General features: G+C 30.8%; 13 protein-coding genes. 1 reads left to right on the top strand and 12 read right to left on the bottom strand.

Features of this window, described 5'->3' with window-relative positions; all coding sequences use genetic code 11:
* Positions 1-359 precede the first annotated feature (359 nt).
* Complete coding sequence (gene secA / locus BMY79_RS04715) at positions 360-2,927, bottom strand: preprotein translocase subunit SecA (RefSeq protein WP_022748451.1); 2,568 nt, start codon at positions 2,925-2,927, stop codon at positions 360-362.
* A gap of 216 nt (positions 2,928-3,143) precedes the next feature.
* On the opposite strand from secA, the gene BMY79_RS04720 reads away from it, so the two are divergent.
* Positions 3,144-3,407, top strand: coding sequence for a TIGR03905 family TSCPD domain-containing protein (locus BMY79_RS04720; protein ID WP_034229875.1), 264 nt, complete (start codon positions 3,144-3,146; stop codon positions 3,405-3,407).
* 173 nt (positions 3,408-3,580) lie between these two features.
* Here the strand turns inward: BMY79_RS04720 and BMY79_RS04725 are convergent, their stop codons facing one another.
* The 11 genes from BMY79_RS04725 to BMY79_RS04770 all read right to left on the bottom strand — a co-directional run bounded on the left by BMY79_RS04725 (position 3,581) and on the right by BMY79_RS04770 (position 15,331).
* Positions 3,581-4,633 carry a hypothetical protein gene (locus BMY79_RS04725; RefSeq protein ID WP_074730493.1) on the bottom strand — a complete coding sequence of 351 codons (1,053 nt, stop codon included), beginning with the start codon at positions 4,631-4,633 and terminating at the stop codon, positions 3,581-3,583.
* A gap of 313 nt (positions 4,634-4,946) precedes the next feature.
* Positions 4,947-6,266, bottom strand: a complete 1,320-nt coding sequence (locus tag BMY79_RS04730) for an aspartate kinase (RefSeq protein WP_022748457.1) — start codon at positions 6,264-6,266, stop codon at positions 4,947-4,949.
* 203 nt (positions 6,267-6,469) lie between these two features.
* Entirely contained in the window at positions 6,470-6,970 is a 501-nt protein-coding gene (locus tag BMY79_RS04735; protein WP_022748458.1) for a metallophosphoesterase family protein, read from the bottom strand.
* 98 nt (positions 6,971-7,068) lie between these two features.
* Positions 7,069-7,245 carry a hypothetical protein gene (locus BMY79_RS12150; protein WP_022748459.1) on the bottom strand — a complete coding sequence of 59 codons (177 nt, stop codon included), beginning with the start codon at positions 7,243-7,245 and terminating at the stop codon, positions 7,069-7,071.
* A 140-nt stretch (positions 7,246-7,385) separates the two neighbouring features.
* Positions 7,386-8,147: an exodeoxyribonuclease III gene (locus tag BMY79_RS04740; RefSeq protein ID WP_022748461.1), complete on the bottom strand. Its 762-nt coding sequence runs from the start codon at positions 8,145-8,147 to the stop codon at positions 7,386-7,388.
* A 534-nt stretch (positions 8,148-8,681) separates the two neighbouring features.
* Positions 8,682-9,533: an HAD hydrolase family protein gene (locus BMY79_RS04745; RefSeq protein WP_074730494.1), complete on the bottom strand. Its 852-nt coding sequence runs from the start codon at positions 9,531-9,533 to the stop codon at positions 8,682-8,684.
* Between the two features lie 98 nt (positions 9,534-9,631).
* On the bottom strand, positions 9,632-12,349 hold the full coding sequence (locus BMY79_RS04750; RefSeq protein WP_074730495.1) for a calcium-translocating P-type ATPase, PMCA-type: 2,718 nt from the start codon (positions 12,347-12,349) through the stop codon (positions 9,632-9,634).
* A 21-nt stretch (positions 12,350-12,370) separates the two neighbouring features.
* Positions 12,371-12,949 (bottom strand): TerD family protein, encoded by a 579-nt coding sequence (locus BMY79_RS04755; RefSeq protein WP_029067115.1) that lies wholly within the window; start codon positions 12,947-12,949, stop codon positions 12,371-12,373.
* Positions 12,950-12,964: 15 nt separating this feature from the next.
* Positions 12,965-13,546 carry a TerD family protein gene (locus BMY79_RS04760; RefSeq protein ID WP_022748468.1) on the bottom strand — a complete coding sequence of 194 codons (582 nt, stop codon included), beginning with the start codon at positions 13,544-13,546 and terminating at the stop codon, positions 12,965-12,967.
* A 15-nt stretch (positions 13,547-13,561) separates the two neighbouring features.
* Entirely contained in the window at positions 13,562-14,143 is a 582-nt protein-coding gene (locus tag BMY79_RS04765) for a TerD family protein (protein ID WP_022748469.1), read from the bottom strand.
* Between the two features lie 39 nt (positions 14,144-14,182).
* Positions 14,183-15,331, bottom strand: a complete 1,149-nt coding sequence (locus BMY79_RS04770) for a toxic anion resistance protein (RefSeq protein ID WP_022748470.1) — start codon at positions 15,329-15,331, stop codon at positions 14,183-14,185.

The raw sequence follows: 15,331 nt of genomic DNA on the forward strand, positions 1-15,331 counted from the left end.
TATTCTTCCTACAACACAAAAGAGAATGTAACAAAAAGATGCACAACAATCACTGCTATCTGCCACATTCTCTTCTCTCATAGGCATATTTTTAAGATATCTTTAATATATCACTTTATATGGTATTTTGCAACATAATTTAATGATATTTTTATTATTTTTCGTTAATTTGACTTATTTTTATAAAATTTTTGTTAATTACGCTTCTTTTTAAACCTCTGTATTACTATAAAAAAAGATGTGAAAACGATATATTCATATTTAAACCATGAACATATCATTTCACATCCTACATTAATTTTTGATTATTATCTGTGACTTTATTTTAGCTTAAATACATGATTATCACATATTAGATTCTAATTTCTGCCACAGCAGTTTTTATATTTTTTACCTGATCCACAAGGACATGGATCATTTGGATAGATTTTAGCATTTTCTCTCTTCTTAGGAACTCTTGGTGCTTCTGCATCTTTATTTGTTCCAGTAACTTTAGCTACTTCTTCTCTTTCAACTTTTTCTTCTACATTTACATGATATAGAAGTTTAATTGTATCTTCTTGAATAGCTGATGTCATTTCTGAGAACATGTCAAAGCCAACCATTTTGTATTCAATTTTTGGATCTCTTTGACCATATGCTTGTAAACCAATACCTTGACGTAATTGGTCCATATCATCAATATGATCCATCCATTTTCTATCCATTACTCTAAGTAATACTACACGCTCTAATTCTCTAAATTGCTCTATTTCAGGGAATTCAGCTTCTTTTTCTTCGTATAATTTTACTGCTTTTTCTTTTAAGAATTGCTTTAATTGTTTTTCATTTTTAACTTCTGATAAATCCATATGTCTTATTGGTTCCATTGGAATAACAGGAAGTAACAATTCATCTAATTCTTTAAGATTCCAGTCGCTTCTATCGATTTCTGAAGAAATACATGTATCAACTGCTGCTTCTACTCTATCTTGAATCATCTTGAAGATAACGTTTCTCATATTTTCGCCATCTAATACTCGACGACGTTCAGCATACATAATTTCTCTTTGCTCATTATTAACTTGATCGTATTCAAGAAGGTTCTTACGAATACCATAGTTATTACTTTCAATTTTCTTTTGTGCTCTTTCAATTGCAGAGCTTAACATTTTATGTTTGATTTGTTCACCTTCTGGAACACCTAATGTTTCAAAAATTGACATTAATCTTTCTGAACCAAATAATCTTAATAAATCATCTTCAAGTGATAAGAAGAACTGTGATTCACCTGGGTCACCTTGACGACCAGCTCGACCTCTTAACTGATTATCGATACGTCTAGATTCATGTCTTTCTGTACCAATAATTTTTAATCCGCCAGCTGCTAATGCTTCATCATCAAGCTTAATATCTGTACCACGACCAGCCATATTTGTTGCAATTGTAACCGCACCATGCTGACCAGCTTGTGCTACAATTTCAGCTTCCTGCTCATGAAATTTGGCATTTAATACTGTATGCTTAATTCCACGTCTTTTTAGCATTTCACTAATCAATTCTGAAGTTTCAATTGTAATTGTACCAACAAGAACAGGTTGTCCTTTTTTGTGTGCTTCCACAACTTCTTCAACTACAGCTTTAAATTTCTCATCTTTAGATTTGTATACAGCATCATCATGATCAATACGTGCAATTGGTTTATTAGTTGGAATTTCAATAACATCCATTCCATAAATATCTCTAAACTCTTTTTCTTCTGTAAGCGCTGTACCTGTCATACCAGATTTCTTCTCATATTTGTTAAAGAAGTTCTGGAATGTAATAGTTGCAAGAGTCTTACTTTCACGTTTAACTTTTACATGTTCCTTAGCTTCAATCGCCTGATGTAATCCATCTGAGTAACGACGACCTGGCATAATTCTTCCTGTAAATTCATCAACGATTAAAACTTCATCATCTTTAACTACATAATCTTGATCTTTAAACATTAAATTATGTGCTCTAAGTGCAAGGTTAACGTTGTGCTGAATCTCTAAATTTTCTGTATCAGCTAAGTTATCTATGTTAAAAAATCTTTCAACTTTCTTAACACCTTCTTGTGTTAAGTTAACAATTTTATCTTTCTCATTAACGATAAAGTCACCAGTTTCTTCTTGCTCGATACCCATTAAAGCATCCATCTTTGAATACTCTGGTAAGTCTTCACCTCTTTGTAACTGTTTGGCTAAAACATCACATGCTTCATATAATTTAGTAGATTTGCCACTTTGTCCTGAAATAATAAGTGGAGTTCTTGCCTCATCAATTAATACAGAATCGACCTCATCGATTACAGCATAATGTAATCCTCTTTGAACTAACTGTTCTTTATAGATTACCATGTTGTCTCTTAAGTAATCAAAACCTAATTCGTTGTTAGTTACATAAGTAATATCACAATTATAGGCTTCTCTTCTTTCGTCGTTGTCCATATCATTTAATACAACACCAACTTTTAGTCCTAAGAATTCATGTACTTTTCCCATCCACTCAGCATCACGTTTTGCCAAGTAATCATTTACTGTTACGATATGTACACCTTTTTCTTCAAGTGCATTTAGATAAGCTGGTAATGTTGATACTAAAGTCTTACCTTCACCAGTACGCATCTCCGCAATTCTACCTTGGTGAAGAATAATACCACCAATAAGTTGAACTCTATAATGTTCCATGCCTAATACACGCTTTGCTGCCTCACGAACAGTAGCAAATGCTTCTGGCAAAATGTCATCTAGGGTTTCTCCTTTTTTTAGTCTATCTTTAAACTCTAATGTCTTTCCTTTTAACTCATCATCAGAAAGAGCTCTCATTGAATCGTGGTATGATTCAATTTTATCTACCTTAGATTTGATTCGTTTAAGTTCCCTTTGGCTATGTGTGCCAAAAATCTTTGTAATTGTACTCATACTATACCTACTCCTATCATAAACAATGACAAAATTATAACACTTTATCACTTTATTCTCAACCAAAAGCAATTAACTAATTGTTAACTTTTTTTTAACAATTCACATATTTGTAAATACATTTTGTCTATTCTGTTATATCACTATAAATAACTTGTATTAAACAATAAAGCTTGTTATAATGATTCATAAATTCTATTCATCTTAGGAGGAAATATGTTTAAATACACTTATAAAACAAAAGGTACTTGTTCTAGTAAAATCGAATTAGAATTAGATGGAAATATCGTCAGAAATGTAACTTTTACTGGTGGATGTCCTGGTAATCTTCAAGCCATTCCACAACTCGTTGAAGGTATGACTGTTGAAGAAGTTGTTAAACGTATTAAAGGCATTAAATGTGGTGTTAAAAACACATCATGTGGTGATCAACTTGCAATCGCATGTCTTGAAGCTTATGAAAAAAGTAAACAAGCATAATATTATATATAAAGTTGTATATAATATCATATAAAAATAATTACTTTATGTAAAAAATCCCTTACTAATATTTTCAGTGATATGTATCCTTTTTTTACAAATTATCGTAAAAATATAGGCTATTTAAAATATGTATTAATAAGGGATTATTTTACTATTCAATTTCTATTATCTTATCCAAAATATACTACAAAATCCTTGTTTCTATATTCCTTAATAGGATCTTTACCTTCTCTTTTTAGTCTTCTTATTTCTTTTTTTAGTTTCGAATATCTAGCTTTTTTATGTCTGTCATATCCTATTGCAATATTTGGATTTTTTTCTAAACATTTTCTCATTACAAGAATTTTGGGATCATAATCCCTGTTTTTAGAACAAGTTACTGCAAAAGTAAAACCATCAATTGTAGAAACCACTAATTGCTCACTTACTTTTATAAAATTCACTTTAACAGTTTTACAATACATCCAACAAATATCTTCATACGGTACTGCTACTAAATCTGAAACGAAATAAGTAGGTGTCAAATATATTTTGCCTATATACTCTTTTTTGCCGCCACATACTTCTGCATCTATTTTTTCTCTTTCATATTCTGTATATCTCTTCATGTACTTACCATACTTTCTATCAAGCATAACACGTAAAACTCCGTACACTAAAAACAAAACATCATATTTTAATAATTTAAATGCTATTCTAGATAAAAATCCTATTTTACTTTCGCCTGTGCTTTCATTCACAATATAGTATTCACCAAAAATATCTCTAAGTCTGATAAATGAGTCACTATCTTTACCATTCCACTCATATAATTTCCTTAATAGGAATTCATATAGTTCTTTTTCTTCAGATATTTCACTTACAGCTCCTTTAATAACATATTTTCCATGTTTTTGTATCTCTTCTTTAATATTAGCTAATTCATCTTCTTCGGATTCTAATATATAAAGCTTTTTATTTACTTCTATTGTACTATATACTGTTGATGACTTTTCTTTTACTCCGATTTCATTTGGTACTGAAGTTGTTGTTAATTTTACTGCTTGATAGTTTTTACAGTCATTAATCGAATTCTTGTCAAGATTAAGCCTTTCCTCATCCGCTAATTTAGCATCCAAAAAAAATACTCCAAAAAAAATACACATAATAGCAATTGCAACTATTATACATATTTTATGCTTGATTCTTTTCTCTCTTGTAATTTCACAAAATTTTTTTTTCATTTTTTTCCTCTTTCTATAAATCTTATTGTATCGTGCTTTTATAGTCCTGTTTCTAAAGCCCTTTTTATTTTATAATCAAATGCTAATTGATTCTTTTTTATGTAAATTATAACTTTACATCATTATTATTTTTTTTGCAAGAAAATATAGTTTTTTACAGAAAAATCAAAAAGTTTTAAAAAAACTTTCACAATCCTAGAATGAAATAATAAAAAATCATAAGACTTCATAGATTTATGTGAAAAAACCGCTAAGTAACATTATGTACCCAACGGTTTTTATACTCAACGGTTCTTATAAAAAATATATTATTTTATAATCTTGTTTCAACAAAGATATCATAAATTGCTTTTATTGCTTCTTCAAAATCACAATTACTTACACCAATAATGATATTAAGCTCTGATGAACCTTGATCTATCATTTTTACATTGATTCTTGAATGTGCTAGGGCTGAGAAGATTCTACCGGCTGTACCTCTTGTAGATTTCATTCCTCTCCCAACAACAGCTATAAGTGCCAAGTCACCTTCCATATCAATTACGTCTGGCTCAAGATTTCTTCTAATTGAACTAATAATCTGCTGCTCTTTTACTTTAAACTCATCTTGCTGAACAAATACTGTCATAGTATCAATTCCTGATGGCATATGCTCGATAGAAATATCTGCCTCTTCAAATGCTTGTAATACTTTACGGCAGAATCCTATCTCTCCATTCATCATATCTTTATCTATATTTACAGCTACGAATCCTTTTTTACCAGCAATACCTGTTATTGTATAGTCTGGTTTTTGAACTGTGCTTTCCACGATTAATGTACCTGGATCTTCTGGTGCATTTGTATTTTTAATATTAATTGGAATACCAACTTTTCTTACAGGGAAAATTGCATCTTCATGTAAAACAGATGCCCCCATGTATGATAATTCTCTTAATTCTCTATATGTAATAACTTCAATTGGTACAGGATTATCAATTATTCTAGGATCTGCAACTAGACATCCTGATACATCTGTCCAGTTCTCATATAAACTCGCATGTACAGCTCTTGCAACTATTGATCCAGTTATATCTGATCCGCCTCTTGAAAATGTTTTTACTGTACCATCCGGTAAACTTCCATAAAAACCTGGAATTACAGCATTTTCTTCTTTTGATAATCTATCTCTTAAAACTTTTATGGTTTTATCCATATCAAGTTCACCATTCTCATTAAAGAAAATTACTTCTGCTGCATCAATAAATGTATATCCTAAATATGCAGCCATTACAATACCATTTAGATATTCACCACGAGAAGCTGCATAGTCTTCTCCAATTTTATTTTTAAAATTATCACTTATAATCTTAAATTCTTTATCTAAGCTTACTTTTATTCTCAAACCATTAATAATAGAATCATAACGATCCTTTATTTTCATTAATAAAACACGAAAGTCTTCATCTGCTTCTGCGTATCCATAACATTTATATAGCATATCTGTAACTTTAGTATCTTTTGCGTGTCTTTTTCCAGGTGCACTAGGTACAACATATTGTCTTGTTTTATCTGCACGTATTATTTTTCCAACTTTAGCAAACTGTTCAGCATTTGCCAAAGAGCTTCCACCAAATTTGACTACTTTAACCATTTTTCGCTCCTCGTTATTTTTATAAAATTCAAACAATATTGTAAACCATAACACCCTATACAGTCAATTTTTTTATTGTTATTTCGCCTATAACTTAAGGTTATAAAATTATTTTTTTAAAAGGAGCGATAATATTTTATTGTTTCTTTAGAAACCCTTTTATTGTCTTTTTTATTTTATCTGACAGCTTACGAGAACTTTTTTTACCTGGAACACACCCCAGAAAATTCAACATGCTCATACTCTAATTCACCATCAACTATTTCTAAAATTCCATAGGTTGGTTCTTGACCATAATGAGGTTGACCTATGCTACCCGGATTAAAAATTAATGTTTCTCCAAAATAATCTGCATAAGGTACATGTGTATGTCCAAATAAAGCTGCATCGACTTCTAATTCTCTTGCACGGTATTCAAGTGACATATATCCTAATTTTACACCTCTAGTATGTCCATGCAAAAGTAAAAAACGCTTACCTTCTAATTCAACAACTTTCTCTGATAATTCTATATCATCATAACCATATCCATCACAATTTCCTGGCACCATGAAAAAAGGTATCTCTTTAAATTCATTATGTAACTCTTTGGCATCTCTTATAAGATCACCTAAATGAAAAATGACATCAGGCATCTCTTGTCTTACTGCTTCGCACATTGAAGCAACATCTCCGTGTGAATCACTTAATACTAATATTTTCATTTTTATTTCCTCCGTTATATCATAAATTTTATATATAAAAAATTACAAAAAAAGCCCTTGTGTGGCCGCTTTGCCACCTCAAGAGCCTCCTATAAAACTTAAGCTAATCTTTTCCAATACTTAGCACATTTATAATACGAATAAATCATACAATTTTGAGCTTGTGGACAATTTTTAGGTGCATTTTCAATATTACACTGACACCTTACCACAGCTTCCGCCTTTCCCTTGCATTTTCCTTTAAGCATTACATCGTCTAATACTTCTTTTGTCATATACACACTCTCCTCTTCGTTTTCACAACGAGAATAATTATATCTTATATGAAAAAAGTTTTCTATAGACTATTTGCCAAAAAAAGCGATGTATAATTATTGTTTTTTTACTTGACTATTTTTCCAAAAAATGTTGTTACTTAATTTTCGGCTTTTATATCTAATTCAACAGGACAATGATCTGAACCTAAAATCTCTGTATGAATTTTAGCATCAACTAATTTATCTTTTAATGCATCAGAAGTTATAAAATAATCAATTCTCCATCCTGCATTCTTTTCTCTTGCCTTAAATCTATATGACCACCATGAATATATTTCTTCCTTATCAGGATAAAAATATCTAAATGTATCTATAAAACCAGCATCTAATAGTTCTGTCATTTTGCCTCTTTCTTCATCTGTGAAACCGGCATTTTTACGATTAGTTTTTGGATTTTTTAAATCAATCTCTTTATGAGCAACATTTAAATCTCCACACATAATAACTGGTTTATTTTCTTCTAATTTTTTTAAATATTTTCTAAAATCATCTTCCCAAACCATTCTATACTCGAGACGCTCTAATTCTCTTTTTGCATTTGGTGTATAACATGTTACTACATAAAAATCTTCAAATTCTGCTGTAATAACTCGTCCTTCCTTATCATGTTCTTCTATTCCCATTCCATAAGTAACACTCAATGGTTCCTTTTTAGTAAACAGAGCCGTACCTGAATATCCTTTTTTTTCAGCATAATTCCAATATTGATGGTATCCTTCAAGTTGTAAATCTATTTGACCCTCTTGTAATTTCGACTCTTGAATACAAAAAACATCTGCATCTATTTCATTAAAAAAATCTTCAAAACCTTTTTTTACGCAAGCTCTAAGGCCATTAACGTTCCATGATATAAGTTTCATATTTGTCTCCTAAAAAAAATAGTTATTTTATTTATCGGATTAATTGTACCATTTTTTTACAAAATAAGATAGGCGTCGTTCGAAAATTATTCTTATTCGAACGACGCCTATCTAACTGTTATTTCCAATGGCCTATACCTCCGTTATGCCTTTTCTTAATGGCTTGAGTATTGTCTCATCCATCAGTTAAAAAACATTCTAAAATCTCTTCTTTCGTTCCCCTAATAGACTTACTACCAAATGATATCACTACATTAACATCACTTTTTATCTTCCATTATTCCTTCGTCTATTGGTTTCCAATTTGATTTTAGTTTACATGGTTGCTTCTTGCCTAAGTAACGTTCCTTTTGGACCGTACCTCCTTTTTTAGATTTCACTTAGTACTTCTTTTTCATTCCTAAGTGATTTAATAAACTATTCTTTTTCTAAACTCAACCTCTTTTCTTTTTACTAAGTGATTTGTTATATATAATGTAACATGCATTATTAATAATGTCAACATCTTTTTCTGATTTTTTTAATTTTATTTTTTTATTGTCTGATATCTTTTATTATAGAGCAAAGTATTCTTTCAGAAAGCAGTTCATTTTCAGGGCACACGTTAACTTTTTTATTTATTTTATCAGCTAGATTAATCGGCGCAAAAGCTTTATCAGCACTCTCTAACATAGAAATATCAAACAACGAATCACCCGCTGCTATCGTATTTATATGCTTGCCGTTTAATTTTACCGGATTTATTTTTTTTGTGTTGTTTTTATCTACATTATTTTTTTCTGCCTTTAATTTCTCATAGAATGCTACAAATCTTTTTAAAGCATTTCCTTTTGTAAGTTCTTTAGGCACAGCATACACTTTAACACCATTAAAAAATACATCAACCTTATCAGAATCTACTTTCTTTTTTAATTTATCTATAGTTTTTTGGGGATCTTTGCTTTTTGTAAATACAAATAATTTTTCAATATATCTAATTTCAAAGTTAACTAATTCGTCATTTTCTAATATTTCTATTGCCTTTCTCATTTCTTCATTTGAATCTTCAATTAACTCTAATGATTCTTGATACCATTTTTTATTAATTTCTCCTTCTTCTAATAAAATACCTCCATTACAAACTAATGCGTATTTAGGATTTTCGATTGGCAAATTTATTCTGTTATATTGCATGATTGTTCTAGTTGTTGTTGGAACAAAAAGTACATCATTTTCTTTGGCAATTTTTCTTGTCCCCATTATTTTTTTCATTGCTTGAACACTCTTTTTCGACATATAAGATACTTCTCTGCCTTGATACATCTCTACTAATTCTTTTTGTTTCCCAATATCATGCTTATAGGAATATATTAATGTTTTGTCTAAATCTGAAAATAATATTGTCATAACTTTATCCTCCACTTACATAAAAAAGATGTCGCATTAACTCCAATTTGAAATTAACACGCCATCTTTTTTAATTCTATTTAATAACAACAGACTTTTTATGCTTCTTTATATGACTTTGTAATAAATTTTCTTACAATGTCAACTGGAATCATTGTGAATGCAAGTAAAATAACTGCAACCCATCCTTTAAGACCAAATGTTTCACAGCTAAACATCTTACCGATAAATTTAAATACTTCATTTGGTACTACTGTTGCATTAACAATTAGGCATTGAACTGCACAAATTGCAACAAATACTTTTAAGAAACCTGTATTCTTATCTTTGCCTGAAACTAAGTTCTTAAAGATTCCAAATCCGTCATCTCTTACATTGAATCCGTTAAATAATGCAGCAACAATAAATAATACAAAGTAACCTGTCAAATGTCTTACATATGGTAAATTATTATCAGCAACTTTATATTTTTCTCCTGCTTTAACAAATAAGTTCTGGAAAAATGGAAGTTTTAAGTAAATAAAACTTACTACTGTCAACCAAAGACCCATTGTTACAATCTGACCCATCATTTTTTTACTAATGATGCTTTCATCTCTACGTCTTGGTTTTTCTGACATATATTTTTCAAGTGCTGGCTCATTACCTAACATAATAGCGCCAAGTCCATCCATTACTAAGTTAACAAATAACAAGTGAGTTACTTTAAGTGGTTCTTCAACTCCAAAGAAAGGAGCTATAGCACTTACTAATACAGCTGTAACGTTAATTACTAACTGGAATTTACAGAATTTTAAAATGTTATGATAAATTGTTCTACCATACCAAATAGCATCTTTAATTGATTTAAAGTTATCATCTAAAATAACAATCTTACCAGCTTCTTTTGCAGCTTCTGTACCGCTACCCATTGCAAAACCTACGTCTGCACGTTTAAGAGCTGGAGAATCGTTAACACCATCACCTGTCATACCTACAACAAGGTTCATTTCCTGACAAAGTCTTACCATTCTTGATTTATCTGTTGGTAAAGCTCTTGCAATTACTCTGATATGTGGAATAATTGCTTTTACTTCATCATCAGACATTTCATTAAGTTGAGCTGATGAAATTGCTTTATCTTCATCTGATTCAATAAGTCCTGCATCTTTTGCAATAGCTACAGCTGTTTCTAATCTATCACCTGTAATCATTACAACTTGAATTCCAGCTTTTCTAACTTCGTGAATAGCTTCTTTAGCTTCTGCACGAACATCATCTCTAATACCTACTAAACCAATTAAAACAAGGTCATCATTAATACTATTTTCTGTTAAATCTTTTTCAGAATATCCAAAAGCTAATACTCTCATTGCTTTAACAGCTAAGTCATCAATCTTTTTGTTTAAAACTTCAAGATTTAAATCTTTTACATTACCATCTGCATCTAAGTATTTTTTAGCTTTTGCTAAAAGTCTTTCTGGTGCACCTTTGTAGAATGTTTTTCCTAAACTATCAATTCTAGCTTGTGAGAACTTGTTTGTTGAGTTAAATCCTTGGTTTGCTGTAATCTTATGTACATCATCATTTTCTAATTCATTGAATACATCAATTCCTAAGAATTTCATTAATGCTTGATCTGTAGCATTACCACCAACTACTCTACCTTCTGCATCAAAAAGTGACTGAGTATTTTTACCAATTGCAAAGTTAATTAAACTTTTAACTTTTTCATGTTTATCTAATTCACTAATAGCAATACTATTTCCATCAGCTGTAAAGAAATCAACTACTTCTAATGAACCTTTTGTAATTGTACCAGTTTTATCACTAAACAAAATATTTAATGATCCAGCTGTTTCAATACCTTCAGCTTTTCTAACTAATACATTGTGGTCTAACATCTTACTTGTATTTTGCATAAGTACAAGAGAAATCATAAGTGGAAGTCCCTCTGGTACTGCACATACAATAATTACAACAGCTAATGAAACTGCATCAACAATACTTTTGATTACAACTTCTGGTCCCTGTGCCAAAAATGCGCCTAAACCATGTGCTAATGTAATTGTGTGAATCATATAAAATGCTGCAATTACAATAGCTCCGATATATCCAAATGTAGAAATCTGTTTTGCTAAAATTCCAAGTTTAACTTTAAGTGGTGAATCTGGCTCATCTTCTTGCATTTCTTCAGCCATTTTACCCATCATAGTTTTTAAGCCGACTTTTCTAACGTCTAAGTATCCTTCACCATCGAATACTACAGCTCCTCTAAACAATGAGTGTTTATCAACAAATGTATCACCTGTGATATCCTCGGCTAATTCTGTTTCAATTGGAGCAGCTTCTTTTTTACATTCTTCAGCTTCACCATTAAGAGCAGAGTTATCAACTCTTAATTTTCCATCGATTAAAATTCCGTCTGCAGGAATTTTATCTCCTGATTGAAGTAACACTTTATCTCCAACAACAACATCGTCAACTAAAATTACTTCTAATTTTCCTTCACGATGAACTTTACATGTATCTTTTTTAGTACTGTCTTTTAGTTCTCTGTATTTTGTATCACTAGCGACTCCAGTTTTTGCTGAAACTACAGCTACAATTAATACCGCTACAATAGTTCCAATTGGTTCATAAATTTCTGCATATCCTAAGAAAAACATAACAATCATTAGCGCAGCAATCGCTAACAATATTTTTATCATAGGATCACTAAATGTTTCCTTAAATTCATCCCAAAAAGTTGTTGGCTCTGAATCAGGTATTACATTTGAACCAAATTTCTTACGAGACTCTTCAACTTGAGAGTTATTTAAACCTTCAAATTTCATTTTATCTTTTCTCCCTATATTTTAGTTAAATCTGTTAACTAGATCACCGATTCCTGCATCGTTTGTACCTTGTCCTAATGCGTGGAAATGCCATTCATTTCCTTCTCTAGATACTTCTCCCATAATCATTGCTGTGCATCCGGCATAATCTTCAGATAAATTATATCTACATATTTCGCCTTGAGTGTTTTGATCTACAACTCTAATAAATGCATTTTTAACCATTCCAAAATGCTGTTTTCTAGATAAACATTCATAAATGTTAACCACGAAAACGATTCTGTCAACATCATTTGGTACTTTACTTAACTCAACAATAATTTGTTCATCATCACCATTGCCATTGCCTGTTAAGTTGTCTCCACAATGTTTTACTGCACCTGATTTATGTTTTAAGTTTCCAAAATAGACTAAGTCTTTCTTGTTAACAAATTTACCATCTCTTAATAATATTGCTGATGCATCACAATCAATATCTTGGCCGAATATACCAAATCTTTTTTTTGCTGCATCCCAACCTAAACCTACAATTATTTTATCTAAACCTTGTTTCTCTTTTGATAAATTAATTTTTTGTCCTTTTGATAAATTAATAGCCATAATCATATCCTCCCATTATTCTACTTCTACACCATAGTTTGCGCAAAGTGCTGCTAATCCACCTTGATATCCACTGCCAATTGCATTAACTTTCCACTCATTACCGTGTTTGTATACTTCAGCAAAAATAACTGCTGTTTCAATAGAAAAATCTTCATCTAAATCATAACGAACAATTTCTTCATTTGTTTCTTCATTATAAACTCTGATGTAAGCATTACTTACCTGTCCAAAGTTTTGATTTCTTGTTTCTGCATCATAAATTGTAACTGTAAAAGCAACTCTTTCTGCATTCGCTGGCATTGCAGAAAGATTAATTCTAATCTGTTCATCATCGCCTTCACCTGCACCTGTTCTGTTATCTCCAAGGTGTTCTACTGCGCCTGAAGGATCTTTTTTATTTCCATAAAATACAAAATCATTAGATGAATTAACTTTGCCACTACTTCCTAAAACGAAAGCTGATGCATCTAAATCAAATTGTGAACCTGTATCGTATTTGTTAGCATCCCATCCTAATCCTACTACTATTTTACTTAAACCTGGATTATCTTTTGTTAAACTTACTTTTTGTCCTTTTGTTAAATTAACTGGCATAATCTTTCCTCCTCATTATTCTGCTTCTAAACCAAAGTGACCACATAACGCTGCAAGTCCACCTTGGAATCCACTACCTATTGCATTAAATTTCCAATTTCCATTATTTTTGTATAATTCTCCAACAACAATGGCTGTTTCAATTGAGAAATCCTCTCCTAAATCATAACGAACTATTTCCTCGTTTGTTTCTTCATCGATAAGTCTAATATAGGCATTCGCAACCTGACCGAAATTTTGGTTTTTCTTTTCTGCTTCATAAATTGTAACTGTAAAAGCTATTCTTTCAATTCTATCTGGAACTAGTGCTAAATCAACGTTAATAACTTCATCATCACCTTCGCCTTCACCAGTTCTATTATCTCCTGTATGAACAACAGCTTTTGATGGATGTTCTAGATTTCCGTAAAAAACGAAATCTGTTTCTTGTGAACATTTTCCATTTGATCCAGCTAAAAAAGCTGATGCATCTAAGTCGAAACTTCCACCTGTATCAAATTCATTTACATCCCAACCTAGACCAACTCTAATTTTGTGTAAACTTGGTTTTTCTTTTGTTAAATCAATTTTTTGTCCTTTTGATAAGTTAATTGGCATATTCTTTCCTCCCTATTTCCCTTGCTTTTAATAACAAATTTATCTTTTGCTATCAGGCATATGATATCTTTCATTGAAGTCTTTTTTTATTTGCTCAAGTCTTGCTTGATCTTCAATTCGCTTAGCTCTTGCACTCTCTTGAATATTCTTTGTCTCTTCAATACCATTAACAATAGTTCTCCATGTTGATTCAAGAGTTTCAATTTTAACAGAACTTCCTGACGCAAGTCTTGCTGTCATCTTAGACTGTTCAACTGTATTATTTGCATTTTTAATTAATAATTCATTAGTTTTTTCATCTAATGCAGCCATAGCTTCAGCCTGAATCTTTTGACGTTTAAGCATAATTGCCTGTGCCAATGCCTGTTTAAATACTGGTAATGTAATAATAAACGCTGAATTAATTTTTCTAACTAAATTTAAATTAGAAAATTCCATTGTTTTAATCATTGGAATTGATTGCATAGCAACATTTTCAGCAATTCTTAAATCCTGTGTTCTTTGTTCAAGCATCATTAACGCTTGATTAAGATTTTGAATTTCAAACTGTATAGAATTATCCCCAGTTGCTTCAAAGTCAGCTTGTCTTTTTTCGATGTAGTCTTTGATTTCCTGACAGCCTTGTTCTCCAGCTAATATATATTTAACCAATAAATGATAATATTCTACATTAGCATCAAACATCTTATCCAACTTCTTATTAGATTCTTTTATTTCATCTTCATACTTTTTAAGCTGAACGTAAATTTTATCTACTTCTCCACCCATTGTTTGGTATTTTTCTAAGATTTTCTCTAATTGTTTCTTGAAATTTCCAAATAATTTATTTAAAAATCCTGGTTCTTGCTTGATTTCTTCTATGTCGAATTTTGACATAATTTTTGATAAAGTATTAAGCATCTCGCTAGACTCTTCAATTTGAGATAGTGACATTCCATTTAATACAACATCCGAAGCTTTAGCAATTTCATCTGCTGCTTCTGCACCAAAAGATACTATTGTATTTAGATCCGCAATTTCAATTTTGCTAACTAAATCATCTACTTCTTTAGATGCCACCAATGTCTCATTCATCTTTTTTCTGTCCTCTACAATATCGTATGGCTTAACCTCCACAATATCTGTTGTTGTAGAAGGAACTGTTCCTACAGTTGTTTGTGCTTCATTTGTTTTAAAATTTAATCCCAT

The organism is Lachnobacterium bovis, from assembly GCF_900111325.1.
In the GTDB taxonomy this organism is placed as follows: domain Bacteria; phylum Bacillota; class Clostridia; order Lachnospirales; family Lachnospiraceae; genus Roseburia; species Roseburia bovis_A.

Excerpts from the sequence above, each read along its gene's own strand:
- secA (WP_022748451.1), bottom strand. The coding sequence starts at position 2,927 with ATGAGTACAATTACAAAGATTTTTGGCACACATAGCCAAAGGGAACTT.
- BMY79_RS04720 (WP_034229875.1), top strand. The coding sequence starts at position 3,144 with ATGTTTAAATACACTTATAAAACAAAAGGTACTTGTTCTAGTAAAATC.
- BMY79_RS04725 (WP_074730493.1), bottom strand. The coding sequence starts at position 4,633 with ATGAAAAAAAAATTTTGTGAAATTACAAGAGAGAAAAGAATCAAGCAT.
- BMY79_RS04730 (WP_022748457.1), bottom strand. The coding sequence starts at position 6,266 with ATGGTTAAAGTAGTCAAATTTGGTGGAAGCTCTTTGGCAAATGCTGAA.
- BMY79_RS04735 (WP_022748458.1), bottom strand. The coding sequence starts at position 6,970 with ATGAAAATATTAGTATTAAGTGATTCACACGGAGATGTTGCTTCAATG.
- BMY79_RS12150 (WP_022748459.1), bottom strand. The coding sequence starts at position 7,245 with ATGACAAAAGAAGTATTAGACGATGTAATGCTTAAAGGAAAATGCAAG.
- BMY79_RS04740 (WP_022748461.1), bottom strand. The coding sequence starts at position 8,147 with ATGAAACTTATATCATGGAACGTTAATGGCCTTAGAGCTTGCGTAAAA.
- BMY79_RS04745 (WP_074730494.1), bottom strand. The coding sequence starts at position 9,533 with ATGACAATATTATTTTCAGATTTAGACAAAACATTAATATATTCCTAT.
- BMY79_RS04750 (WP_074730495.1), bottom strand. The coding sequence starts at position 12,349 with ATGAAATTTGAAGGTTTAAATAACTCTCAAGTTGAAGAGTCTCGTAAG.
- BMY79_RS04755 (WP_029067115.1), bottom strand. The coding sequence starts at position 12,949 with ATGGCTATTAATTTATCAAAAGGACAAAAAATTAATTTATCAAAAGAG.
- BMY79_RS04760 (WP_022748468.1), bottom strand. The coding sequence starts at position 13,546 with ATGCCAGTTAATTTAACAAAAGGACAAAAAGTAAGTTTAACAAAAGAT.
- BMY79_RS04765 (WP_022748469.1), bottom strand. The coding sequence starts at position 14,143 with ATGCCAATTAACTTATCAAAAGGACAAAAAATTGATTTAACAAAAGAA.
- BMY79_RS04770 (WP_022748470.1), bottom strand. The coding sequence starts at position 15,331 with ATGGGATTAAATTTTAAAACAAATGAAGCACAAACAACTGTAGGAACA.